A 24438-nucleotide genomic window follows, 5' to 3' on the forward strand; every position below is an offset into this window, starting at 1 on the left:
ACGAAACCCCAACACCGCCAAACGCTTTCGTGGCGCACGGGTTGTATGCCACACTGGTCGCCTTTCGGGTTTGCCTGACAAGGATTTATGCACCCTCTGCTACCCAGCCTCGCTGCTGCCTGCCTCTATGCCGGAGCCGCACTCTATCAAGGCCTGCGCCTGCAACAGCGCAGCACATCCAACAAGCACCTGCTGATTGCACTCGGCACACTGGCGTTGCTGCTGCACGGTAGCAGCCTGTTTCTGCAGATGTTTGATGCCAGTGGCCTATCACTGGACTTCTTCAAGGCCGCCAGCCTGATTGCTGCTGCCGTAATTCTGCTGACGTTGCTAGCCTGCACGCGAATCCCGGTGGAAAACCTGCTGTTACTGCTGTTCCCACTGGGCTTTGTCACCGTGCTGCTCGCCCAATTTATGCCCAGCGGCACCACCCAGGTCATCGACGAGGCGCCCGGCATCCTGGCGCATATCCTGCTCTCGATCACGGCTTACGGCATGCTGACCATTGCCGTCTTTCAATCGCTGCTGCTGTTATTGCAGGACCATCAGCTCAAACATAAGCACCCATCCGGACTGATCAAGAACTTCCCGCCCCTGCAAACCATGGAAAGCCTGCTGTTTGGCTTCCTCTGGGCCGGCTGGGCACTGCTGTCGCTCTCGCTTCTATCTGGCGCGCTGTTTATCAGCGACCTGTTCGCCCAGCACCTGGCGCACAAAACCATCCTGTCGTGCTTTGCCTGGGTGGTATTTGCCGTGCTGTTGTGGGGCCGCCATCAACTCGGCTGGCGTGGCCACAAAGCCATTCGCTGGACCCTGGCAGGTTTTTGCCTGCTGATGCTGGCCTACTTCGGCAGCAAGCTGGTTCGCGAATTTATTCTGCATATCTGAGACCCCTTCCGTGGACGACCTTCACTCCGGCTACCTGCTTGGGCTGCTGATTTTTCTGATTTTATGCTCGGCCTTCTTCTCCAGTTCGGAGACCGGCATGCTCAGCCTCAACCGCTATCGCCTCAAGCACATGGCCAAGGAAGGGCACAAGGGTGCCAAGCGCGTCACCAGCCTGCTCAGCCGCCCAGATCGCCTACTCGGCACCATTCTGGTGGGCAACAACGTGGTCAATATCCTCGCCGCCTCCATCGCCACTGTGCTGGCCGTGGATATCTGGGGCGAAGCCGGGATTGCGATTGCCACCGCCGGCCTGACCATCGTGGTACTGATTTTCGGCGAAATCACCCCGAAAACCCTGGCCGCTCTGCGCCCGGAGCTGGTGGCTTTCCCCGCCAGCCGCATGCTGCTAGTGCTGCAACGCCTGCTTTACCCAGTGGTCTGGGTCGCCAGCACCATCAGCAACCTGCTGCTGCGCCTGCTTGGCATCGACCCCTCACAGCGCGCCAGCGACAGCCTGTCCACCGAAGAGCTGCGCAGCGTGGTGCGCGAGTCCGGCGCTGACATGCCGAAAAACCGCCAGAACATGCTGCTCGGTATTCTTGACCTTGAGCGGGTGACGGTGGATGACATCATGATTCCGCGCAACGAAGTCACCGGCATCAATCTGGACGACGACCTTGAAAGCATCACCAGCCTGCTGACCAACACCACCCACACGCGCCTGCCGGTATTTCGCACCGACATCAACCAGATCGAAGGCATCGTGCACATGCGCCAGATTGCCCGGCTGCTGACGCACAATGAGCTAAGCAAAGAAGCGCTGCTGGCGGCCTGTAACGAGCCGTACTTCGTACCCGAAGGCACACCGCTGTCGACCCAGCTGATCAATTTTCAGAAGCACAAACGCCGGATCGGCATTGTCGTCGATGAATACGGCGACGTGATAGGCATCGTCACCCTGGAAGACATCCTCGAAGAAATCGTCGGCGATTTCAGCAATCAGGACACCCTGCGCAGCCCGGATATTCACCCGCAGGAAGATGGTACCCAGGTCATCGATGGCGCGGCTTATATCCGCGAAATCAACAAGGCGCTAGATTGGCACCTGCCCTGCGATGGCCCGAAAACCCTCAACGGCCTGGTGACCGAAGCACTGGAAAGCATCCCCGACAGCGCCGTATGCCTGAAGATCGGTCCTTATCGCCTAGAAATCCTGCAGTCGTCAGAGAACCGGGTGAAAAGCGTGCGCGCCTGGAAAACCAAACCCAAGGCGCTTACCGAGCAGCCAGTGCAAGACTGACGGCCACCCCCCTGCGCCCGCACGCGACAACCCAGATCTGACGGGTGATGGCCATCACGCGCAGTGCATTCACAGCTCGACGTTGACCGCCTGCGCCGCCCGCATGGCTTTGGCCCGCGCGGCTTGCAATGATTCATCACGGGCCAGCGCCACACCCATGCGCCGTTGACCGCTGACTTCCGGCTTGCCGAACAGGCGCAACGCGGTATCCGGCTCGGCCAGCGCCGCGCCGAGGTTGCCGAAGCTGACCTGCTGCGATTCACCTTCGACCAAGATCACCGCCGAGGCCGACGGCCCGAACTGACGGATGGCCGGGATCGGCAAGCCGAGAATGGCCCGAGCATGCAGGGCAAACTCGGATAAATCCTGGGAAATCAGGGTGACCAAGCCGGTGTCGTGCGGGCGTGGCGAGATTTCGCAGAACCACACCTGATCACCTTTGACGAACAGCTCAACTCCAAACAGCCCACGCCCGCCCAGCGACTCGGTAACCGCCAGGGCAATCCGTTCGGCTTCGGCCTGAGCCTTGGCACTCATCGGCTGCGGCTGCCAGGACTCCTGATAATCGCCCTTGACCTGACGATGGCCAACAGGCGCGCAGAAGGTGGTACCGCCACTGTGGCGCACGGTGAGCAGCGCGATTTCATAATCAAAATCGATAAAGCCCTCGACGATTACCCGCCCTTTACCCGCGCGGCCGCCCGCCTGGGCGTAATCCCAGGCAGTTTGCAGATCATCCAGACTTTTAAGTACCGACTGGCCCTTGCCCGAAGAGCTCATAATCGGCTTGATCAGGCAGGGGAAGCCGATGCTCTCGACGGCGCTGCGGCACTGATCAAAGGAGTCGGCAAACTGATAAGGCGAGGTCGGCAGGCCCAGCTCTTCGGCGGCCAGACGGCGGATGCCTTCGCGGTTCATGGTCAGCTGCGCGGCGCGGGCGCTAGGGATTACGGTAAAGCCTTCATTTTCCAGCTCGACCAGGGTCGCGGTGGCAATCGCCTCGATTTCCGGGACGATGTAATGCGGCTGCTCCAACTCGATCACCGCCCGTAGCGCGTCGCCATCAAGCATATTGATCACATGGCTGCGATGCGCCACCTGCATGGCCGGGGCGTTGGCGTAGCGGTCCACGGCGATCACCTCGACGCCGAGACGCTGCAGTTCGATCACCACTTCCTTGCCCAACTCGCCAGAGCCACACAACAGCACACGGGTCGCGCTCGGCGACAAAGGGGTTCCGATACGGGGCATGGTGAATCCTCAAACTGATCAAGAAAGTTACAGCAGAATGCCTTTGGCCTTGGCGCGCTTATGGCACTGCACCAGCACGGCGCTGCGCTCGCTGTTATCCATCAGGCCCCAGCGGGTAATTTCGGCGACCGTGCGCTGGCAACCGATACAGATATCTTCATCGTCCAGCGCGCAGACATGCACGCAGGGCGAGGCGACCGGACGCTCCTGCGGCTGCATCAATCGTCCTGCTCATGCAGGTCACGGGCATAGCGCTGGGCGTTGTGCACGTAATGGGCGGCGCTGGCTTCGAGCATCTTCTTCTGTGGCTCGGTCAGCTCACGCACCACCTTGCCGGGCGAACCCATCACCAGCGAACCATCGGGAATTTCCTTGCCTTCACCGATCAGGCTGTTGGCGCCGATGATGCAGTACTTGCCGATTTTCGCGCCATTGAGGATCACCGCATTGATGCCGATCAGGCTGTAATCGCCCACCGTGCAACCGTGCAGCATGGCGTTGTGGCCGATGGTCACACCCGTACCGATATTCAGCGGGAAGCCCATATCGGTGTGCATCACGGTGCCGTCCTGCACGTTGCTGTTCTCGCCGATATGAATCAGCTCGTTGTCGCCACGCAGCACGGCGTTAAACCACACGCTGGCACCCGGTTCTAGTTTGACCTTGCCGACCAGGGTGGCATTCGGTGCAACCCAGCTGCCGGCGTGGGCCTCGACGTGGGACGAACCCAGGCGGTATTTCATAGATGCTTCCTCATAAGCTCAGGTGAGCTTGATAAAGTGCTCGGGCGGCTGGTGCATATCGATATGCACATCGTCGAACACCAGGTTGACCAACTCGACCAGCATAATCGCCGTCAGTCCCCAGATTTTATATTCGCCATAACGGTAACTTGGCACATACCAGCTGCGCCCCAGGTAATCGATACGGTGGGTGGTTTCCCGTGGGTCGTCGCGAAAGAACGCCAGCGGCACAGCAAACACGGCGGCAATTTCAGCGTCGTTGGGCTTGTACTCGACAAAATCCGGTACCACACCGACATAGGGTGTGACCGAAATACCATGACGCGACACTAGGGTGCTGAGCGGCCCAACCACCTCGACCAAGCCAGGCGGCAAACCGATTTCCTCTTCCGCTTCGCGCAAGGCCGTCTCGATCAGATCGGCATCTTCCGGGTCACGCCGGCCACCGGGAAACGCCACTTCACCGCTGTGGGTAGACAGACCGCTGGCGCGCAAGGTGAGTACCACTTCCGGCTCGTCGCTGCGGGTGATGGGCACCAGCACTGCGGCCTCAGGGTAGCGTTTGTCGGTCTGCAGAATGTGCGGGCTATAGCCACGCATGCGATGGAGCAACTCGTCCAGCATGGGGATTCTCAGTCTTTTATTCTGCGCTCGATCATGGCACGAAAACAGCGCACGGCCCAAGCCCTGCGCCGCTGACTGCAATCATTCAAGCGCTCGATAAACCCCGCTTGCCGAGCACACAACACGCGCGCCAAGATAGCCAACACGCAGCGAGGGCCTGGCATGAAGTTCTGTAGCAACTGTGGCGGCGCGATCAGCCACATCATCCCGCAAGGCGACAACCGCCTGCGCCACGTCTGCGCGCAGTGCCAGACCGTGCATTATCAGAACCCACGAATCATCGCCGGCTGCCTGCCAGTGTGGGGCGAGCAAGTGCTGCTGTGCCGCCGCGCCATCGAGCCACGGCGTGGCTACTGGACGCTGCCGGCCGGCTTTATGGAAAACGGCGAAACCCTGGAGCAGGCCGCCGCCCGTGAAACCCATGAAGAAGCCTGCGCGCGGGTGCGCAGCCTCAGCCTCTATACCCTGTTCGACCTGCCGCATATCAATCAGGTGTACATGCTGTTTCGCGCCGAGCTGGTCGACCTGGACTTTGCCCCTGGCGAAGAAAGCCTGGAGGTGCAGCTATTTCACGAACAGGACATCCCCTGGTCAGAGCTGGCTTTCCCGACTATCGGGCGTACCTTAGAATGCTACTTCGCGGACCGCCTGCAGCAGCACTACCCGGTCCGCAACGAGCCGCTCGAAGCCTTGCGCGCGCATTACAAGAAAGCCTTTTGATCCATGGGAATTACGATGCGCTGGTTGTTCGCCCTACTCTGCCTGACCGTTGCCCTGACTGGCCACGCCAGCACCACCCCGACCCTTAATGGCAAGACCATCGACAAAGTGCTGGTGGTTAAATCCGAACGCAAGCTGCACCTGATCAGCCATGGCGACACGCTCAAGTCCTACCGCGTATCGCTGGGCAAGCAACCTGAAGGGGCGAAGCAACGCGAAGGCGACCTGCGCACCCCAGAAGGCTTCTACTGGATCGACTGGCGCAAAACCAGCGACAAGTACAACCTGTCCATGCACATCTCCTACCCCAACGCCCGCGACCAGGCGCAAGCCCGCACCAAGGGCGTACCGGCCGGCGGCATGATCATGATTCACGGCACACCGCTGGATGAAGAATACCCAGAGTGGTTCTTCCATACCCTGGACTGGACCGAAGGCTGCATCGCCATGAAAAACACCGACATGCGCGAGATCTGGGCCCTGGTCAAAGACGGCACGCTGATCGAAATCAGACCCTGACAAGCAGGCACAAAAAAGGCGCCTTTTAATCGGCGCCTTTTTTATGCTTAATCTCAGAACCTGTTCAAGGCCTTGCGAGCTAGAGTCATGCAAGGCAAAAACAGGCGAGGAAGCGGAGTTTACGGTTTGTAAATGAGCATTCCGAGCCTGTTTTTAGCGTGAAAGAATCCATCTGACAGACGAGCGCGAACCTGCCGGACACCAGCAAAAAAACACTCGGGGGTGGTTTAGCTCGGCAGGTAGCCGAACTTCTCCAGTGCCCTGAGCCAGCGAGCTGAATTGCGTTTGACCGACAAGGCTTCATAGTCCAGGGCGCTGTCCCGGTAGTGTTCGCGCCGCTTGAGCATGTAGTAGACGGTACGTAGCAGTTTGTGAGCCAAGGCGATGATCGCGCGCTTGTAGCCACGTCGAATCACCAGTGCCTGGAACTTGGTTTTGAATACCGATGCAGTGCGGCTGGCCGAGTGCGAGAATTCGCATAACAACCGCCGCACATGAGCATTGCCCTTACGTATCTTTCCAGGTTTGTGTTTACCTGCAGACTCGTTGTTGCCTGGACAGATGCCCACCCAGGAGGCTAATCGATCAGCGCTACCAAAGGCGTCCATGTCACTGCCGATCTCAACGATGAGTAGCGCCGCGCCGATCAAGTCAACGCCGGGCAGGGTCTGCAAAAGAGACAGGGCATTGCGCTCGCTATCGAGTTCGCTGAGCAGGCGGGCTTCGAAACGGGAAATCCGCGCTTCAAGCTCTTCAATGTGCTGCATCAACTCGTCGAGCACAAAACAGTGGCTGGCCGTCGGTTCTCCTTGCAGCGCCTCGAACAGCTCTTCACGGCTGGCCTTCAGGCGGCGCGTGGCGAACTTGAGCACTTCGTGTACGGGCTGACCCGCAATGATCGCCTTGACCATGGCCCGCGCAGAACGCCCATGCAGGTCGCTCACCACGACGCCGAGACGCACCCCGCTGTCGCTCAACACCTTGTGCAAGCGGTTCTTCTCCGAGGCCAACTGGCTGACCAGCTTCTGCCGCTGCCTGGCAATCAGGCGCAACTCGCGCAGCTTGGCCGGCGGCACAAACGAGCCACGCAAGAGCCCAGCGCGCGCCAGGATCGCCAGCCAGTGAGCATCGGCTATGTCCGTTTTGCGCCCAGGTACATTTTTGACATGCCGAGCATTGACCACCTTGGCCCTGATACCCACCGCTTCCAGGGCCGCATAGGGGCTCTTCCAGTAAACGCCGGTGCTCTCCATCACCACATCGTCCGGCTGCAGAGCCGCTACCCACTCGGCCAGCGCCCGACGATCACGCTTGAACGCGCCAAACTGACGGTGCTCGACTGTGATGCGACCATCCGTCTCTTCAATCACCGCGCAGGCAGTGATCTGGGCCTGATGCACATCCAGTCCAACCACACGTTTATAAAGGGCAATCAATTCCATACCCCACCCCTCTGCTGTCTACACTCAAGATCGGGAAGGTGGCGGTGATCGAACTGAATGAGCCTGAAGGGAACAAGTCCCCAACGGCCTATTTAGCGTTCGCTCTCGAAAGAGGCAATCCGGGGTACGAGTCAGTTCGCTGGATCATGTTAACGACGGGGTGTCTCCGCCAAAAAAACTAGCGACCTCTCACCGCCACCTTCCCTATCTATAGCTCTCTTTCATCATCAGGGGTGGCGGGGCTGCCATGACTGTTAACGCAGCAGGGCCGACGCACAGCAGGCTTTGGCAGGTTCTTAGAACTGGATGTCCGACAGTCTCCACACCTCAAAAGCCGGCGTCTCGTAAGGGTGCTGCTTTTTCATGGCCTTGACGGCGTCATGGATCAGCTCGTCAGCCACCACCATCTCGACTTTCCACTCGGCCACCTGTTCAACCTGCCCAGACTGGCCGAGAAATGGCTGACTGCCTTCCAGGGCACGGAACTGGCCCTGCCCCAGGGTTTGCCAGCAACACTGATCGTAATGACCAATTCGTCCACCACCGGCGCTGAATACCGCGCTCTTCACGGTATCCAGATGAGTTTCAGGCACATAAAAACACAGCTTGTACATCGAAGTCTCCGCCGGCAAGACTGATAAAAACAGTTCGATAATGATGCCACACAATAATGGCACTTTGCCTTATCGGGTATTCGCGCAACCCATCACACGTGCACCCTAAGACCGGATAATTTGCAGCGTGTTCAACGCATTAGCGTAATCAGCTACACCTACAGACCACGCCAGAAGCGCCGCCATCGTGCCTTGAAGCCGATTACCGGCTGGTTATGGCTGCCATCACAGTAAGGTAGACATTGCGAGCGAGCGCAACGGCAAAGCAGCAGAAATTGCTCACGGTCAGGCCGCAACTCAAACAGATCAGGGCAGGCAGAAACACAATCAGGAAGCTGGGACGAACGCCCGCAGCGGCACAGCAGCAAGGTATCGCCAGGCTTAACCTGTCGCACCTCAGGCAGAATCGGCGCGGGCTTTTTCGACATAAGCCCGCGCCATCCGGATCAATCCACCCACACGCGGGCGTTGCGGAACATGCGCATCCAGCCGGCATCTTCCTGCCAGTCTTCCGGCTTCCAGGAGTTCTGCACGGCGCGGAACACCCGCTCCGGGTGCGGCATCATGATGGTCACGCGGCCGTCGCGGCTGGTCAGGCCGGTGATCCCGCGCGGCGAACCGTTAGGGTTAGCCGGGTAGGTTTCGCTGACCTTGCCGTGGTTGTCGATAAAGCGCATGGCCACGCAACCGGACAGATCGGCTTCGAGCAGGGCTTCCTCGTTCTCGAACTCGGCATGACCTTCACCGTGAGCGATGGCGATAGGCATACGCGAACCGGCCATGCCCTGCAGGAAGATCGACGCCGACTCCTGCACCTGCACCATGGCCACGCGCGCTTCGAACTGCTCCGAGCGGTTGCGCACGAAATGCGGCCAGAACTCGGTGCCGGGAATCAGCTCGTGCAGGTTGCTCATCATCTGGCAGCCATTGCACACGCCGAGGGCAAAGCTGTCCTTACGTTCGAAGAACGCCTGGAAGCCATCACGGGCACGGGCGTTGAACAAGATGGATTTGGCCCAGCCTTCACCAGCGCCGAGCACATCACCGTAGGAGAAGCCGCCACAGGCGACCAGACCCTTGAACTCTTCAAGACTGACACACCCGCTGAGGATATCGCTCATATGTACATCGATCGCGCTGAAACCGGCACGATCGAAGGCTGCCGCCATTTCCACCTGGCCGTTGACGCCCTGCTCACGCAGCACGGCGATCTGCGGACTTACACCTTTGCGGATATACGGCGCGCTGATGTCCTGATTGACGTCGAAGCTGAGCTTGGCCGACAGCCCTGGATTGTCCTCGTCGAGGATGCTGTCGAACTCTTGCTCGGCGCACTGCACATTGTCGCGTAGACGCTGAATCTGGTAGCTGGTTTGCGCCCACTGGCGCTGCAACAGCCGGCGCTTGCCAGCAAAAATCGGCTGCGCGTTAAAATGGATCGCCACATCATCGTTGTTGACCGGCTGACCGATCACCGCAACGCAGTCACCCAAACCCGCAGCGCTGAACTGTGACAGCACGTCTGGGGTGGCGTCCTGATGCACCTGGATCACCGCGCCCAACTCTTCGTTGAACAGCACGGCAGCCAACTCAGTACTGTTATCGGCCAAGGCGTCGAGGAACAGGTTCAGCCCGCAATGGCCAGCGAAGGCCATTTCCAGCGCGGTAACCAGCAGACCACCGTCGGAACGGTCGTGGTAAGCGAGGATATGACCGTCAGCATTCAGGCCCTGGATGACCGCGAAGAAGGCCTTGAGGTCTTCGGCGTCATCCACATCCGGCGCCTGGGTGCCGAGCTTGCCGTACACCTGGGTGAGGATCGAGGCGCCCATGCGGTTCTGCCCACGGCCCAAGTCGATCAGGATCAGGTCGGTTTCGCCCTTGTCCATGCGCAGTTGCGGGGTCAGGGTCTTGCGGATATCGCTGACCGGAGCAAAGCCGGTCACCACCAACGACAGCGGCGAGGTCACGCTCTTATCGGTGCCCTCGTCACGCCATTGGGTTTTCATCGACATCGAGTCCTTGCCCACTGGGATGGTGATGCCAAGCTCGGGGCACAGCTCCATGCCAACCGCTTTCACGGTGTCGTACAGGCGTGCGTCTTCACCCGGATGACCAGCAGCAGCCATCCAGTTGGCGGACAGTTTGATATCGGACATCTTCTCGATGTGCGAAGCGGCCAGGTTGGTCAGGGTTTCACCAATCGCCATACGCCCGGACGCCGCAGCATCCAGCAGCGCTAGCGGTGTGCGCTCGCCCATGGCCATGGCTTCACCGGTATAGACGTCGAAGCTGGTGGCGGTTACCGCGCAATCGGCCACCGGCACTTGCCACGGGCCAACCATCTGGTCGCGAGCCACCAGGCCGGTAATGCTGCGGTCGCCGATGGTGATCAGGAAGCTCTTGCTGGCCACGGCCGGGTGATGCAGCACGCGGGTTACGGCTTCGTCGATGGCCAGGGTGCTGGCATCGAAATCATCGCCCAGCTCAGCTTCGCGGGCGGCCGAACGGTGCATGCGCGGCGGCTTGCCGAGCAGCACTTCCAGCGGCATGTCCACCGGGGTATTGGCGAAATGGCTGTCAGTCACGGTCAGGTGGGCTTCTTCGGTGGCTTCACCGACCACGGCAAACGGGCAACGCTCGCGCTCACAGATGGCCTTGAAACGCTCGAAATCGACGGCGCTGACGGCCAACACGTAACGCTCCTGGGACTCGTTGCTCCAGATCTCGTGCGGTGCCATGCCCGGCTCGTCGTTGGGCACATTGCGCAGCTCGAAGCGGCCACCACGGCCACCGTCGTTGACCAGCTCAGGGAAAGCGTTGGAAATACCGCCCGCGCCAACGTCGTGGATAAAGGCGATGGGGTTGTTGTCGCCCAACTGCCAGCAACGGTCGATAACCTCCTGGCAACGGCGCTCCATTTCCGGGTTTTCGCGCTGTACCGAGGCGAAATCCAGGTCAGCCGAGCTGGCACCGGTGGCGACCGACGACGCGGCGCCGCCGCCCAGGCCGATCAGCATCGCTGGGCCGCCGAGCACGATCAGCTTGGCGCCCACGGTGATCTCGCCCTTCTGCACGTGATCTGCACGGATGTTGCCCATGCCGCCGGCGAGCATGATCGGCTTGTGGTAACCACGCACTTCTTCACCGCGCGGGGTCTGGATCGCCTGCTCAAAGGTGCGGAAGTAGCCGGTCAGGGCCGGACGGCCGAACTCGTTGTTGAACGCCGCGCCGCCCAGCGGGCCTTCGATCATGATGTCCAGCGCGGTGACGATGCGTTCGGGCTTGCCATACGGCACTTCCCAAGGCTGCTCGAAACCGGGGATGTTCAGGTTAGATACGGTGAAACCAGTCAGCCCGGCCTTGGGCTTGGCACCACGGCCGGTGGCACCTTCGTCGCGAATCTCGCCACCAGAGCCGGTGGACGCACCGGAGAACGGCGAGATGGCCGTCGGATGGTTGTGGGTTTCCACCTTCATCAGGATATGCACAGGCTCCTGGGTCGCGCCGTACTGGCGGGTCTCAGGGTCCGGGAAGAAACGCCCAGCAACACTGCCGACGATTACCGACGCGTTGTCCTTGTAAGCGGACAGCACACCTTCGTTATGCATCTGGTAGGTGTTCTTGATCATGCCGAACAGGGACTTTTCTTGGCTTTCGCCGTCGATATCCCAGCTAGCATTGAAGATCTTGTGACGGCAATGCTCGGAGTTGGCCTGGGCAAACATCATCAGTTCGATGTCGTGGGGGTTGCGCCCTAGACCATTGAAGCTGGTCACCAGGTAATCGATTTCATCTTCAGCCAGGGCCAGGCCCAGTTCGATGTTGGCCTTCTCCAGCGCAGCGCGACCTCCACCGAGGATGTCCACGGCAGTCAGCGGCTTAGGCTCAGCGTGGCTGAACAGCGCAGCGGCGCCTTCGAGGTTATCCAGCACCAACTGGGTCATGCGGTCATGCAGCAGATCGGCAACCTGCTGCGCTTCGGCGGCATTCAGCTCACCACTGACGTAATAGGCCAGGCCGCGCTCAATGCGCTGGATCTTTGCCAGACCGCAGTTGTGGGCGATGTCGCTGGCCTTGCTCGACCACGGCGAGATGGTGCCAAAGCGCGGAATGCTCAGGAACAGGCGGCCGCTTGGCTCCTGCACCGGCACACTCGGGCCGTACTTCAGCAAACGGGCCAATACCTGCTCTTCGTCGGCATTCAGAACGCCAGACACTTCAGCGAAATGCGCGAACTCGGCATACAGACCGGTGACCGCAGGCACCTTGCTGGTCAGTTGTTCAAGCAGTTTGCCGTGACGAAAAGCAGAAAGGGCGGGAGCGCCGCGCAGGATCAACATGGAAAACAGCCTCTGGGAAGGGGTGTACTTTGAGGCCGTGCATTCTAGCCTAAAGCGTTGCCAACGACACCCGTGAAGGAGAGCCAAACGTAGCAACTGCACTAACAGAGAAGCCTCCCGCTGTCGAGATATGGCGCGCCCCATGCTTTGCGTATACTGCGCAAATGTTTGCCCAATCTGCGTTCCGCGTGCACTGCGCCTGCTGGCTGTCGGTGATCGGAATCCTCCTGGTGCTCGGCGGCTGTGCTGAAGAACCCAGCACACTTGAGCGCGTTCAGGCGGAGGGTGTACTGCGGGTGATCACCCGTAACAGCCCGGCCACCTACTTTCAGGACCGTAACGGCGCAACCGGCTTTGAATACGAGCTGGTGAAACGCTTTGCCGACGACCTGGGCCTTGAGCTGAAAATCGAAACCGCCGACAACCTCGACGAGCTGTTTGCCAGCCTAAACAAACCCAACGGCCCTGCACTCGCTGCCGCTGGTCTGGTAGAAAGCGACGGACGGCAGCAGCATGCGCGCTTCTCACTGCCCTATCTCGAAGTCACTCCTCAGGTGATTTACCGCAACGGCCAGCAACGCCCGACGCGCCCCGCTGACCTGCTCGGCAAACGCATTCTGGTGCTTAAAGGCAGCAGCCATGCCGAACAGTTGGCCACACTCAAGCTGCAACTGCCGGAACTGGCTTACGAAGAATCCGCCGCCGTCGAGGTGACCGACTTGCTGCGTATGGTCGATGAGGGGCTAATCGACCTGACGCTGGTCGACTCCAACGAGCTGGCGATGAACCAGGTGTATTTCTCCAACGTGCGTGTGGCCTTTGATCTGGGTGATGCGCAGAACCTGGCCTGGGCCACCGCCCCTGGTGAGGACCGCAGCCTGCTCAATGAGATGAATGCCTTTATCGAACGTGCGCACAAAAATGGCAGCCTGCAACGCCTGAAGGACCGTTACTACGGCCATGTTGATGTACTCGGCTACGTCGGCGCCTACACCTTCGCCAAACACCTGCAGCAACGCCTGCCGCGCTACGAGAAACACTTTCGCGAAGCGGCCCAGGCCAATCAGGTCGATTGGCGCCTGCTGGCCGCCATGGGCTATCAGGAATCCCTCTGGCAACCCACCGCCACCTCGAAAACCGGCGTGCGTGGGCTGATGATGCTGACCCTGCGCACCGCCCAGGCCATGGGCGTGTCCAACCGGCTCGACCCCAAGCAGAGCATCGAAGGCGGCGCCAAATACATTGTTTATGTGAAGAACCAGCTGCCGAAAAGCATTCAGGAGCCAGATCGCACCTGGTTCGCCCTGGCCGCCTATAACGTCGGCGGCGGCCACCTGGAAGATGCACGCAAGCTCACCGAAGCCGAAGGCCTGGACCCAAATAAATGGCTGGATGTGCAGAAAATCCTGCCGCGCCTGTCGCAAAAACAGTGGTATAGCAAAACCCGTTACGGCTATGCCCGTGGCGGCGAGCCGGTGCATTTTGTGCGCAACATCCGCCGCTACTACGACATCCTCACCTGGGTAACCCAGCCACAACTGGAAGGCTCGCAGCTCGCCGAAAGCAATCAGCATGTACCTGGGGTGAACAAAACGCCGCCGCCGGAAGAACTGTCGCCGCTGTAACCCGTGCAGGCTGAGTACAGCGACTCGCATCAGTTGATCGCCCGGATAAAACCCGGAAATCTCTACACCTGCCCACTCCGGATTGCGCTTAGGCTTATTCGGGCTACACCCGCTGGATTGAAGTGGGGAAGGCACCTACCGCGTTGCGCGGCGCAGCTTAAAAAACGCACTCAACACCGCACCACACTCTTGCGCTAGCACCCCACCCTCGATCAACACCCGATGATTGAGAAAGGCCTGAGTAAAGAACTCGCCACGACTCACGGCCACTCCGGCCTTGGGTTCAGTTGCGCCATACACCACGCGCTGCACCCGCGCGTGCACGATCAGCCCGGCGCACATGCTGCACGGCTCCAAGGTGACATACAGCGTGCTGCCCGGCAGACGATAGTTGTCCACGGCCTGCGCGGCGGCGCGGATCGCCACCATCTCGGCATGGGCGCTGGGGTCATGGGTGGAGATCGGGCAATTGAAACCGCGCCCGATAATCTGGCCATCCTGCACCAGCACCGCGCCGACCGGCACCTCGCCCAGGGCTGCACCTTCGGCGGCCAGAGCCAAGGCCTCGCGCATAAAGTGCTGATCCTGGCTGCGATCAATAATCAGGGGCTGGCGCACGCTTAAACGACCTCGATTGACGCCATCAGACCGGTTTCCATATGGTCGATCACATGGCAGTGGAACATCCATACCCCGGGATTATCCGCGACCAGCGCAACACGTGCGCGCTCGTTTTTGCCCAGCAGGTAGGTGTCGGTGAAATAGGGGATGATCTTTTTGCGGTTGGAGTCCAGCACCTTAAAGGTCATCCCATGCAGATGAATCGGGTGCTGATACTGGCTAAGGTTGCGCAGCTCGAAGATATAACTTTTGCCCAATTGCAGACTGGCAATCGGCCGGTCTGCGCAGGTCTTGTCATTGATATCCCAGGCTTGACCATTGATCTGCCAGAAGCTGTGCGCCGCGCCCTGCGCCAGGCCGACCGACACCGCGCCAGCCCACTCGAAGTTGAATTTGACGGTTTGCGCATTGGCCAGATCCGGCTCAGCCACCGGGTTGGCTGGCAGCGCCGGCGGCCATTCACCTACACCCTCGGCACTGGGCTGCGCACGCAGAGTCGCCAGGCGCAATGGCCCGTTACGCAGCGATAACTCGTTGCCGACTGCCGGTACCTTCAAGCCCAGCTCGATACGCATGCCCGGCCCTAGCCAGTACCCCTTGCCCAGCGGCCGTGGCTCGACTGGATTGCCATCCAGCGCATAGATACGCGCATCCGCACCGGGCAGGTTGAGGCGATAAGTCAGGGTGTTATCCAGATTGATCAGCCGTAGGCGCACCACTTGCCCAGCAGGCAAGTCCAGGGCCGGCGCATGCTTGCCATTGACCGTACTCAAGCGCCCCGGCGTGCCACCCCTAGCTGCCTCGCGCGGCACACTGAATGCGGTGAATGCGCCCTGCTCGTCGATATGCCAGCTTTTCAGGTTCAGCGTGTGGTCATGACTAAAGCCGCTTGGCTCGCGCTCCTCAACAATCAACGCACCAACCAACCCGCGCCCCAGCTGCTCGCCGCTGGCGACGTGCGGGTGATACCAAAAGCTGCCGGCATCGGGGGTGATGAAGTTGTAGTCGAAGTATTCCCCCGGCAGCACCGGCGCCTGCGACACATAAGGCACGCCGTCCATCGCCAACGGCAGACGGATGCCATGCCAGTGAATAGTGGTCGGCACGTCCAGCTTATTAATAAAACGCACGCGCAAGCGTTCGCCCTGGCGGCAGCGCAGCTCCACACCCGGAGCCTGTCCACCGTATGCCCAGGCCGGCGTGATATGCCCCGGCACCAACTCGATATCCAGCGGCGCGGCGATCAGCTCGTAGTCGTGAGTCGCCACATTCTCCGGGCGGCCCAGCCAATAACGCACGCCGCCAGCACCAAGGCCGACGACGCCAAGGCCAGCCAGGCCGACCAGCATTTGTCTGCGAGTAAAAGACATAAGGATTCCCGTGCCCCGAATGCAATCCGGGAAGCTATCGTTCCAGATTTAATCCGGAACACCAATTGCAATATCTTCTCATTTAAGCGATGAGACTTACGACCCCGAAAAGCGGACAGGATGCCGCAGCAGAAACGACAAGGGCAGCTTTCGCTGCCCTTGTCGGCCTAACTTCTCAAACCCACTGAGCCAGAAAGTTTTCTATCCGTTCTTCAAGGCGGCTGCCGTCGGTTCGCAAGCGCAGCAAGGAAATATTGCTCTTCTCAAGGATGCTGTTCTTCAAGGCATCCCGCGCCGCCTGTACCGGCGCGTCATGACTCCCCCCATCAACCTCTATCACGCCCAGCGGCGTTTTCCCGACTTTGAAATAGACCACGAAGTCGCAACTGGCACCGTTGCTCATGAAATCCAGCTCTCGCGGCGTCAGACTTGCGTTGGCGCTTGAGGCCAACTGGTTCAGCGCGATCTGCGAGTAAAACTCGAGCCCCTGAAAAATCTCCTGATCCAGCCTCTCACGCAGTATCTGTGCCACGATCTGCTCGGATTTGAATTCAGAGTCTTCCCGCCGCAACCGCTTATTGAGGCGCTCAAGCGACTGGTCGTATTCCTTGTAGAGCAGGTCAAAAGCCGAGATCACCGGCGCGCGATGCAGCTGCCGTTCTTCTGCGTAGTATTCGATGTAGCGCACCAGCGCTGCGATATGTCCGTTGTTCGCCGTAAAGACGTCGTCTCCCGTAACCAGGGTGAAGTGGTGCTTGGCTCGGGACACTGCCACATTGACCATGCGTGGCTCATCCACGAAGGTCAGGAATTTCGGCGTGATGCTCTTTTTGTCCAGTACGGTGGAGAAGACGATCTCGTCGCACTCGCGGCCCTGGAACTTGTGCACGGTGTCATTGACGAAGTCAGCCGGTAAAAGCGTGCCAGAAAGCACGGCCTGAGCCCTGAACGGCGCAATAAACCCCCGGCCATCCTCGACCTCCCATGCGCTTTCGCCCTCGCCCTCCAGCACCGCCAGCAACGAATCTAGCTCACGCAGGTTGGTTGTCTTTCGCGTGTGATTGCCTTTGGCGGTGACCAGCAGCGACAACGGCTTTTCCCCGCTGTCTTTCGTCATCGGGACCAGCTGGTTGTCATAGAACTGCTGATTGCAGAACTGAATGATTCGCGGGTGACAGCGATAGTGTTCCTTGAGCAATGTCGTCGGTATCGCCCCCTTGAACACACTGACACACGAATCGAGCAGGCTGTATTTATCGCAATCGTAGTGGTCAATGGGCGATGCCATTCCCAGGTTCGCCGGAATGTGCGCAAGCTGTTTTCTATCGCCAACGATGATCAGGTTCTTCGCACACCCCAGTGCCAATATTCCGGGAACAATGTCTTGTTGCGAGGCCTCGTCGATGATCACATAGTCGAGTATCGCGCCGATTTCGAGCGAGTTGATGATCGAGTGCGTGCTACTGGAAATAATCGGATAACGCTTGATGAACTCATCGAATCTGCGCTTGTAGGTCTTGGCTTCAAAGGGCTCAGAGACCGGCACATGCTGATGCAGGTGTTGCTTGAGGTACTTCATCGAAGCCTGATCAGCTCATCCAGTAGCGCCTGGTAATTGCCCAGGCGCAACGCTTGCTGATGGCTGGTCAATACCGCTTTCTTTTCCTCAATTGCCTTGTCGTAGTAGTGAAGCTGCAGGGCATAGAACGTCGATTTGCGCTTTTCCCAGTTATCGAATGGCTTCATACGCAGAATTCGGAAATTGAACAGCATCTCGATTCTGTCTTTGATCCTGACGCGGCCACCCGCCATATGTGCCAGGTAAGCCATCAAGTCCGCGGACTTTTGCGGGGAGAGCCTGTACTTGTCCAGGGCGGGTATCTGCACACCGTTGTCCTGCTGCCATTGCTGCAGATAACGCCGTTCCACCTCCAGCTCATCGATTTCAATCTGCAACTGCGCCTGCGCGTTTTGGGCACCTAGAAAACCCTTGAGTTGTTGCAGGACGACCTGAATGCGCTCCATCGAAGGGACGGCTTCGGGAGCCGCTGTAGGCAGCGAGCGAGGGTTAGCGAAGAATGCCTCGCGGTTCTCTGTGCTGCCCAAACTGGCAACAAGGTAATCCAGCCCGGACTTGCCCAGTTTTTCACAGACATTTGCGACGGACGAATTGTTGTTGGACACCACCGCCACGCTTTTTCCACGCAACAGGATATTGGCAATGATGTTCGAAATGGTCTGCGTCTTGCTTGTGCCGGGCGGTCCTTCGATCAGGCTGATCTGTGAGGCGAATGCCTGCTCGACGGCCTGAAGCTGACTTTCATTGATACCAAAAGGAAAGATGAAGTCGCCCGTTTGTGCCTGCCGCCCATTCCGCCCGGTGCAGTAGGCGTGCAAGGCAGTGTCTGCACACGGAACTAATGCATTCAACTGGCGCAGCACATTGTCGGCGATCACCTTGTCCGCAGACTTCACGGCCTGGACGGCTCGACCATTGGCCATGGCCCGGAAATATTGGAACGTCGACTCGTCCTTCATAGTCGTCGGGGTGACAAGCTCTATAGCGTCCATCTTGAACAGGTAATTTGTCGTGCTTTCGGAATACTGAATAACAGCGTATTTCTCGCCGTAGATAACAGCCTTTGCGATGGCACTAACTACTGAGCTGCCCTTTTTGCGAAGCAGCTTGTCTTGCACCTCTCGGGTAGGAATGACCTCGCACTCAGCGAGTGGACGACGAAAATACTTGCCGGAGGGAAAGTGGCAAGTCAGCGAGAGACCGTCGCGCCTGTCACTCTTTATTACCCAGTCACTTATCTGCCGGGTCTTGTCTTCACCGCAAACGTAGATGGAAACCATATATTCCTTACACAAGCTCGTTCAAAGCCTGCTCACATCCATGTTGTCGAACATCCGAACCCGACGGCCCGGCGAATTGATACTATTTTCACATCACCCTTCCTCCGGGGACCAGTGTTCAGTGGGTGCCGCGAACAAACAGATTTAAACCTTTCCTCCAGATGCAACAAAGGCACCTCACGGTGCCTTTGTTGTTCAACTCATTCCCACTCAATCGTCGCCGGTGGCTTGCTCGACACGTCGTAGGTGACGCGCGAAATACCTTCGATTTCATTGATGATGCGGCCGCTGACGGTTTCCAGCAGCTCGTAGGGCAGGTGCGCCCAGCGGGCGGTCATAAAGTCGATGGTTTCCACCGCGCGCAGGGCGACAACCCAGGCGTAACGGCGGCCATCGCCGACCACGCCCACCGATTTCACCGGCTGGAACACCACGAAGGCCTGGCTGACCTTGTGGTACCAGTCGGCCTTGCGCAGCTCTTCGATAAAGATATGGTCAGCGCGGCGCAGCAGGTCGGCATATTCCTTCTTCACTTCACCGAGGATGCGCACGCCCAGGCCTGGGCCGGGGAATGGATGGCGGTAGACCATATCGTACGGCAGGCCGAGTTCAAGGCCGAGACGGCGCACTTCGTCCTTGAACAGTTCGCGCAGTGGCTCGACCAGTTTGAGGTTCATCTCTTCTGGCAGGCCGCCGACGTTGTGGTGCGACTTGATCACGTGGGCTTTGCCGCTTTTCGCGCCAGCCGACTCGATCACGTCCGGGTAGATGGTGCCCTGGGCGAGGAACTGGATGTTATCCAGTTGACTGGCCTGGGCATCGAAAACGTCGATAAAGGTGCGGCCGATGATCTTGCGCTTCTTCTCCGGGTCGGCTTCGCCGGCCAGGTTGCCCAAGAACTGCGCTTCGGCGTTGGCGCGGATCACTTTGACGCCCATGTTCTCAGCGAACATGGCCATTACTTGCTCGCCTTCGTGCAGACGCAGCAGGCCGTTGTCGACGAATACGCAGGTCAGCTGATCGCCAATCGCTTTGTGCAGCAGCGCCGCGACAACCGAGGAGTCGACACCGCCGGACAGGCCGAGCAGCACGTTGGCGCTGCCCACTTGGGCGCGCACAGTGGCGATAGCATCTTCAGCAATTTTCGACGGCGTCCACAGGGCTTCACACTCACAGATGTCGAGGATGAAGCGCGACAGAATGCGACCGCCCTGCTTGGTGTGGGTCACTTCGGGGTGAAACTGCACGCCGTAGTAGCGGCGCTCGTCGTTGAACATGCCGGCAATCGGGCAGCTCGGGGTGCTGGCCAGGACGTGAAAGTCTGCAGGCATCTTGGTGACTTTGTCGCCGTGGCTCATCCACACGTCGAGGCCGAACAGGCCGTCGGCGTCAATGTGGTCTTCGATGCCGTCGAGCAGGCGGCTCTTGCCGACTACATCAACACGGGCATAGCCGAACTCACGCAGTTCGGAGCCTTCAACCTTGCCGCCCAGTTGCTCGGCCATGGTCTGCATGCCGTAGCAGATGCCGAACACCGGCACGCCCAGGTCAAACACCGCCTGCGGGCAGCGCGGGCTGTTGGCTTCGTGCACAGACTCGGGGCCACCAGCGAGGATGACGCCTTTAGGGGCGAATTCGCGGATCGCGTCCTCGTCCATATCGAACGGGTGCAACTCGCAGTACACGCCGATTTCACGCACGCGGCGAGCGATCAGCTGGGTGTACTGGGAACCGAAGTCGAGGATCAGGATGCGGTGAGCGTGAATGTCGAGGGCCATGACTAGTTCTCGTCAGTGGTAAGCAGAAACAACGCGGGGCTGTCGATAACAGCCCCGCTTACAGGTATTACCGAAGCATCAACCTACCCGGTAGTTCGGCGCTTCTTTAGTGATCTGCACATCGTGTACATGGGACTCGGCCATACCAGCGCCGGTGATGCGCACAAACTCAGGCTTGCTGCGCATTTCTTCAACCGTTGCACAACCGGTGTAGCCCATGGAGGCACGCAGGCCGCCCATCAGCTGGTGCACGATGGCGGCCATTGCGCCCTTGTACGGCACGCGGCCTTCGATGCCTTCTGGCACCAGCTTCTCGGCACCGGCGGAGGAGTCCTGGAAGTAACGATCCGAAGAACCTTGCGCCTGCGCCATGGCGCCCAGCGAACCCATGCCGCGATAAGCCTTGTAGGAGCGACCCTGGAACAGTTCGACTTCGCCCGGCGCCTCTTCAGTACCGGCGAGCATCGAACCGATCATTACGCAGGACGCGCCAGCGACAATGGCTTTGGACAGGTCACCGGAGAAGCGGATGCCGCCGTCGGCGATCAGCGGAATGCCAGTGCCTTCCAGCGCAGCAGCCACGTTGGCCACGGCGGAAATCTGCGGCACGCCAACACCGGCGACGATGCGGGTGGTGCAGATCGAGCCTGGACCGATACCGACCTTGACCGCATCAGCACCGGCTTCGGCCAAAGCCTTGGCTGCAGCGCCGGTGGCGATATTGCCGCCGATCACCTGGACGTCCGGGAAGGTCTGCTTGACCCAGCGCACGCGGTCGATCACGCCTTTGGAGTGGCCGTGGGCGGTGTCGACGATGATCACGTCAACGCCGGCGCTGGCCAACGCAGCGACGCGGTCGGCGGTATCAGCACCAGTGCCTACAGCTGCGCCGACGCGCAGACGACCTTGATCGTCCTTGCTGGCCAGCGGGTAGGCCTTGGCTTTTTCGATGTCCTTGACGGTCATCATGCCCTTCAGGTGGAAGGCCGCGTCGACGATCAGGACTTTCTCAATGCGGTGCTTGTGCAGCAGATCGCGCACCAGGTCTTTGTCGGCACCTTCTGGAACGGTGACCAGACGCTCTTTGGGCGTCATCACCTCACGCACGGTGGCGTCCAGGCGGTTCTCGAAACGCACATCGCGGGAGGTGACAATGCCGACCAGGTCGCCATTACACAGCACCGGTACGCCGGAGATGTTGTGCATGCGGGTCAGCTCGAACAGGTCACGCACGGTGGCGTCGGCTTCGATGGTGATCGGGTCTTTGACCACGCCCGCCTCGTAACGCTTGACCTTGCGTACTTCGGCAGCTTGCTGCTCGACGGTCATGTTCTTGTGGATGATGCCGATGCCGCCTTCCTGAGCCATGGCAATGGCCAGGCGCGCTTCGGTGACGGTGTCCATTGCAGCGGACAACAGCGGAATATTGAGCTCGATACCACGGGTCAGGCGCGTTTTGAGGCTGACATCCTTCGGCAGAACTTCGGAATAACCTGGAATAAGTAGAACGTCGTCGAAGGTAAGAGCTTCTTGACTGATACGCAGCATGGCGGGGGCTCCCGAGCGGGAAATTGGAAGCGCGCCATTATACCCAGACGCCCCCCCGCACTCAACGCAAAGAAGTGCCAGACAACACGCTGATTAGCGGCCTTGACTCAGCAACACTATAAATCGACCCGCACAACGGACACCGGATAGCCCAAACGCGCAGCAAATTCGTCGATAAAGCTCGGCTTTAAGCCGGCATCCGCCCAGTTGTTGAAGATAAAACCCAGGTTGGAAAACCCGCAGGGCTGCAGAAACAGAAAGCCGTTGATGTCATCTTCATGGCCGCAGCGCGGGCAGGTGAAGTTGTCGGTATGCCCCGGCATCCACTCATCCAGGCTATCGAACAACGCCTCCCCCACTTCTTTACGACACTTGGCGCAACCAGCTTCCTCAAGAAAGCCGCTGGTCGGGGTATAGATGCAGCGCTTGTAGATAATCTCCAGGCCATGCACCGCCTGGCCAAACGGTAACAACTCCGGCCGCTCGACCACCCGCCGCGCGCCCTCGGCAATGCCGTAGCCCATATGCTTGAAAGTACGCCCGCAGGTGGTGAGTTGCTCTTCGATGATGTTCTGCTTGACCAGCCAACGCACGATCAACCGCGCCCTCGCCTCATGGCCGGGAAAGCTGGAAATCTGCGGCACGATAATGGCTTGCTGTTCACTCATAACGGGACTCGGTTTGTACTAAAGACGCGCAGCTTAATGGGCTGGCTACGCGGGTCAAGGCTCTATAGTTGCAGAGTCAAAGCCTTTACTATGCCACCCCATGATCAAAGACCCCTTCCAACGCCTGAACCTCGACCGCGAGGTGCTCAGCGTCAGCCAACTGAACAACCGCGCACGCCTGCTGCTGGAAGATGTATTCGGCGGCATCTGGGTCGAGGGGGAAATCTCCAACCTGGCCAAGCCGGCGTCCGGGCATATCTATTTCACCCTTAAAGATAGTCAGGCCCAGGTGCGTTGTGCGCTGTTCCGGCAGAACGCTGCCAAGGTGCGTCAGGCGCTGCGTGATGGCCTGGCGGTCAAGGTGCGCGGCAAGGTTTCGTTGTTTGAAGGGCGTGGCGACTACCAGCTGATTCTCGATGCCGTGGAACCGGCAGGTGATGGCGCACTGCGCCTGGCCTTCGAAGCCCTGAAAGAAAAGCTCAGTGCCGAGGGGTTGTTCTCGGCTGAAAATAAAGTTGCCCTGCCCGCCCACCCGAAACGCATTGGCATTATCAGCTCGCCCACCGGTGCGGTAATCCGCGACATCATCAGCGTATTCCGCCGCCGCGCGCCGCAGGTCGAACTGTGCCTGATCCCCACCGCCGTACAAGGCCGCGAAGCCACCGCGCAGATCGTCCGCGCCCTGGGCGTGGCAGACCGCAAGGGCTTCGACGCGCTGATCCTGGCCCGTGGCGGCGGCTCGCTGGAAGACCTCTGGTGCTTTAACGAAGAACCGGTGGCGCGCGCCATTGCCGCCTGCGTCACGCCCATCGTCAGCGCCGTGGGCCATGAGACCGATGTATCCATCGCCGATTTTGTTGCCGACATCCGCGCGCCGACACCTTCGGCCGCCGCTGAATTGCTGGCCCCCGACAGCAGCGAGCTGGTGCAACGCCTGCACAACCTCAAGCGTCGCCTGAACCTGCGCATGCAGCACCGCCTGGAGCGCGAACGCATGCGCCTAGAAGGTTTGCAGCGGCGCTTGCGCCACCCCGGCGAACGCCTGCGCCAGCACGCCCAGCGCGTGGATGACCTGGAGATACGCCTGACCCGCGCCTTCGAGCGGCAACTGACTAGCCGCCGCGAACGTCTGAATCATCTGCAGACCCGCCTGCTCAGCCTGCACCCGGAGCGCAACCTCAAGCTACTCAATCAACGCCTGCAGGCCCTGGCCGAGCGCCTACAACGCAGCATGGCCGAGGGCCTCAAGGCGCGCCGCTTACAGCTGCACAGCCAGGTGCAGACGCTGCATGCGGTCAGCCCCCTGGCCACCCTGGGGCGTGGCTACAGCATTCTTTTGGATGACACTGGCCGCGCCATTCGCAACGCCGCCGACACCCAACCCGGTCAACGCCTGAGGGCGCGCCTAAGCAACGGCGAACTGGATGTGCGGGTCGAAGACAACCATGTGCAGCCGGTTACCCTTTCGCTGCTCGACTGACCATAAACACGGTGGATGAAAAAAGCGTCATCCACCCTACACAGG

At 59.8% G+C, this 24438-nt stretch carries 19 protein-coding genes and 1 pseudogene; 6 read left to right on the forward strand and 14 right to left on the reverse strand.

Annotation, left to right across the window (positions count from 1 at the left end; genetic code table 11):
- Window positions 1-87 precede the first annotated feature (87 nt).
- Window positions 88-888 (forward strand): cytochrome C assembly family protein, encoded by an 801-nt coding sequence (locus AC0T4W_RS15895; RefSeq protein ID WP_476320541.1) that lies wholly within the window; start codon window positions 88-90, stop codon window positions 886-888.
- 10 nt (window positions 889-898) lie between these two features.
- The gene (locus AC0T4W_RS15900; protein WP_476320544.1) at window positions 899-2188 is read left to right on the forward strand and encodes an HlyC/CorC family transporter; all 1290 of its coding nucleotides are present in this window, start codon (window positions 899-901) and stop codon (window positions 2186-2188) included.
- A 69-nt stretch (window positions 2189-2257) separates the two neighbouring features.
- On the opposite strand, the gene purT is transcribed toward AC0T4W_RS15900, so the two are convergent.
- The 4 genes from purT to AC0T4W_RS15920 are packed head-to-tail and all read right to left on the reverse strand — an operon-like array spanning window position 2258 to window position 4806.
- Complete coding sequence (gene purT, locus AC0T4W_RS15905) at window positions 2258-3439, reverse strand: formate-dependent phosphoribosylglycinamide formyltransferase (RefSeq protein ID WP_476320547.1); 1182 nt, start codon at window positions 3437-3439, stop codon at window positions 2258-2260.
- A gap of 27 nt (window positions 3440-3466) precedes the next feature.
- Window positions 3467-3658: a DUF1289 domain-containing protein gene (locus tag AC0T4W_RS15910; RefSeq protein WP_476320549.1), complete on the reverse strand. Its 192-nt coding sequence runs from the start codon at window positions 3656-3658 to the stop codon at window positions 3467-3469.
- The gene (locus AC0T4W_RS15915; RefSeq protein ID WP_476320552.1) at window positions 3658-4182 is read right to left on the reverse strand and encodes a gamma carbonic anhydrase family protein; all 525 of its coding nucleotides are present in this window, start codon (window positions 4180-4182) and stop codon (window positions 3658-3660) included. The genes AC0T4W_RS15910 and AC0T4W_RS15915 overlap by 1 nt, the downstream gene beginning before the upstream one ends.
- A gap of 18 nt (window positions 4183-4200) precedes the next feature.
- Window positions 4201-4806, reverse strand: coding sequence for a CoA pyrophosphatase (locus AC0T4W_RS15920; RefSeq protein ID WP_476320554.1), 606 nt, complete (start codon window positions 4804-4806; stop codon window positions 4201-4203).
- 162 nt (window positions 4807-4968) lie between these two features.
- Between AC0T4W_RS15920 and AC0T4W_RS15925 the strand changes: the two genes are divergently transcribed.
- Entirely contained in the window at window positions 4969-5526 is a 558-nt protein-coding gene (locus tag AC0T4W_RS15925; protein WP_304865529.1) for an NUDIX hydrolase, read from the forward strand.
- Window positions 5527-5541: 15 nt separating this feature from the next.
- Complete coding sequence (locus AC0T4W_RS15930) at window positions 5542-6045, forward strand: L,D-transpeptidase family protein (protein WP_476323717.1); 504 nt, start codon at window positions 5542-5544, stop codon at window positions 6043-6045.
- A 227-nt stretch (window positions 6046-6272) separates the two neighbouring features.
- Here AC0T4W_RS15930 and AC0T4W_RS15935 read toward each other — a convergent pair whose 3' ends face one another.
- The 4 genes from AC0T4W_RS15935 to purL all read right to left on the reverse strand — a co-directional run bounded on the left by AC0T4W_RS15935 (window position 6273) and on the right by purL (window position 12444).
- Window positions 6273-7487 (reverse strand): IS110 family RNA-guided transposase, encoded by a 1215-nt coding sequence (locus tag AC0T4W_RS15935; protein ID WP_476316702.1) that lies wholly within the window; start codon window positions 7485-7487, stop codon window positions 6273-6275.
- 296 nt (window positions 7488-7783) lie between these two features.
- The gene (locus tag AC0T4W_RS15940) at window positions 7784-8101 is read right to left on the reverse strand and encodes an NGG1p interacting factor NIF3 (protein ID WP_476320557.1); all 318 of its coding nucleotides are present in this window, start codon (window positions 8099-8101) and stop codon (window positions 7784-7786) included.
- A 158-nt stretch (window positions 8102-8259) separates the two neighbouring features.
- Window positions 8260-8529 carry a CDGSH iron-sulfur domain-containing protein gene (locus tag AC0T4W_RS15945; protein WP_476320560.1) on the reverse strand — a complete coding sequence of 90 codons (270 nt, stop codon included), beginning with the start codon at window positions 8527-8529 and terminating at the stop codon, window positions 8260-8262.
- Window positions 8530-8547: 18 nt separating this feature from the next.
- Window positions 8548-12444, reverse strand: coding sequence for a phosphoribosylformylglycinamidine synthase (purL, locus tag AC0T4W_RS15950; RefSeq protein WP_476320562.1), 3897 nt, complete (start codon window positions 12442-12444; stop codon window positions 8548-8550).
- A 164-nt stretch (window positions 12445-12608) separates the two neighbouring features.
- Here purL and mltF point away from each other — a divergent pair, with 164 nt between their 5' ends.
- Window positions 12609-14069, forward strand: a complete 1461-nt coding sequence (gene mltF / locus AC0T4W_RS15955) for a membrane-bound lytic murein transglycosylase MltF (protein WP_476320565.1) — start codon at window positions 12609-12611, stop codon at window positions 14067-14069.
- 135 nt (window positions 14070-14204) lie between these two features.
- Here mltF and tadA read toward each other — a convergent pair whose 3' ends face one another.
- The 6 genes and pseudogenes from tadA to AC0T4W_RS15985 all read right to left on the reverse strand — a co-directional run bounded on the left by tadA (window position 14205) and on the right by AC0T4W_RS15985 (window position 22913).
- Complete coding sequence (gene tadA / locus AC0T4W_RS15960; protein ID WP_476320568.1) at window positions 14205-14687, reverse strand: tRNA adenosine(34) deaminase TadA; 483 nt, start codon at window positions 14685-14687, stop codon at window positions 14205-14207.
- Window positions 14688-14689: 2 nt separating this feature from the next.
- Window positions 14690-16060, reverse strand: coding sequence for a multicopper oxidase family protein (locus tag AC0T4W_RS15965; protein ID WP_476320571.1), 1371 nt, complete (start codon window positions 16058-16060; stop codon window positions 14690-14692).
- Between the two features lie 175 nt (window positions 16061-16235).
- Window positions 16236-18919 (reverse strand): annotated as a pseudogene (locus AC0T4W_RS15970) (AAA domain-containing protein).
- Between the two features lie 200 nt (window positions 18920-19119).
- Window positions 19120-20697, reverse strand: coding sequence for a glutamine-hydrolyzing GMP synthase (gene guaA, locus AC0T4W_RS15975; RefSeq protein ID WP_476320574.1), 1578 nt, complete (start codon window positions 20695-20697; stop codon window positions 19120-19122).
- A gap of 78 nt (window positions 20698-20775) precedes the next feature.
- Window positions 20776-22245 (reverse strand): IMP dehydrogenase, encoded by a 1470-nt coding sequence (guaB, locus tag AC0T4W_RS15980; protein ID WP_476320577.1) that lies wholly within the window; start codon window positions 22243-22245, stop codon window positions 20776-20778.
- A 116-nt stretch (window positions 22246-22361) separates the two neighbouring features.
- Window positions 22362-22913 carry a sugar ABC transporter ATPase gene (locus AC0T4W_RS15985; RefSeq protein WP_476320580.1) on the reverse strand — a complete coding sequence of 184 codons (552 nt, stop codon included), beginning with the start codon at window positions 22911-22913 and terminating at the stop codon, window positions 22362-22364.
- A 100-nt stretch (window positions 22914-23013) separates the two neighbouring features.
- On the opposite strand from AC0T4W_RS15985, the gene xseA reads away from it, so the two are divergent.
- Entirely contained in the window at window positions 23014-24393 is a 1380-nt protein-coding gene (gene xseA, locus AC0T4W_RS15990; RefSeq protein WP_476320583.1) for an exodeoxyribonuclease VII large subunit, read from the forward strand.
- The last annotated feature ends 45 nt before the right edge of the window (window positions 24394-24438 follow it).

This window comes from Pseudomonas sp. C7.1, from assembly GCF_056312395.1.

Coding starts and splice junctions, on each gene's coding strand:
- AC0T4W_RS15895 (WP_476320541.1), top strand. CDS start 88: ATGCACCCTCTGCTACCCAGCCTCGCTGCTGCCTGCCTCTATGCCGGA.
- purT (WP_476320547.1), bottom strand. CDS start 3,439: ATGCCCCGTATCGGAACCCCTTTGTCGCCGAGCGCGACCCGTGTGCTG.
- AC0T4W_RS15910 (WP_476320549.1), bottom strand. CDS start 3,658: ATGCAGCCGCAGGAGCGTCCGGTCGCCTCGCCCTGCGTGCATGTCTGC.
- AC0T4W_RS15915 (WP_476320552.1), bottom strand. CDS start 4,182: ATGAAATACCGCCTGGGTTCGTCCCACGTCGAGGCCCACGCCGGCAGC.
- AC0T4W_RS15920 (WP_476320554.1), bottom strand. CDS start 4,806: ATGCTGGACGAGTTGCTCCATCGCATGCGTGGCTATAGCCCGCACATT.
- AC0T4W_RS15925 (WP_304865529.1), top strand. CDS start 4,969: ATGAAGTTCTGTAGCAACTGTGGCGGCGCGATCAGCCACATCATCCCG.
- AC0T4W_RS15930 (WP_476323717.1), top strand. CDS start 5,542: ATGCGCTGGTTGTTCGCCCTACTCTGCCTGACCGTTGCCCTGACTGGC.
- AC0T4W_RS15935 (WP_476316702.1), bottom strand. CDS start 7,487: ATGGAATTGATTGCCCTTTATAAACGTGTGGTTGGACTGGATGTGCAT.
- AC0T4W_RS15940 (WP_476320557.1), bottom strand. CDS start 8,101: ATGTACAAGCTGTGTTTTTATGTGCCTGAAACTCATCTGGATACCGTG.
- AC0T4W_RS15945 (WP_476320560.1), bottom strand. CDS start 8,529: ATGTCGAAAAAGCCCGCGCCGATTCTGCCTGAGGTGCGACAGGTTAAG.
- purL (WP_476320562.1), bottom strand. CDS start 12,444: ATGTTGATCCTGCGCGGCGCTCCCGCCCTTTCTGCTTTTCGTCACGGC.
- mltF (WP_476320565.1), top strand. CDS start 12,609: ATGTTTGCCCAATCTGCGTTCCGCGTGCACTGCGCCTGCTGGCTGTCG.
- AC0T4W_RS15965 (WP_476320571.1), bottom strand. CDS start 16,060: ATGTCTTTTACTCGCAGACAAATGCTGGTCGGCCTGGCTGGCCTTGGC.
- guaA (WP_476320574.1), bottom strand. CDS start 20,697: ATGGCCCTCGACATTCACGCTCACCGCATCCTGATCCTCGACTTCGGT.
- guaB (WP_476320577.1), bottom strand. CDS start 22,245: ATGCTGCGTATCAGTCAAGAAGCTCTTACCTTCGACGACGTTCTACTT.
- AC0T4W_RS15985 (WP_476320580.1), bottom strand. CDS start 22,913: ATGAGTGAACAGCAAGCCATTATCGTGCCGCAGATTTCCAGCTTTCCC.
- xseA (WP_476320583.1), top strand. CDS start 23,014: ATGATCAAAGACCCCTTCCAACGCCTGAACCTCGACCGCGAGGTGCTC.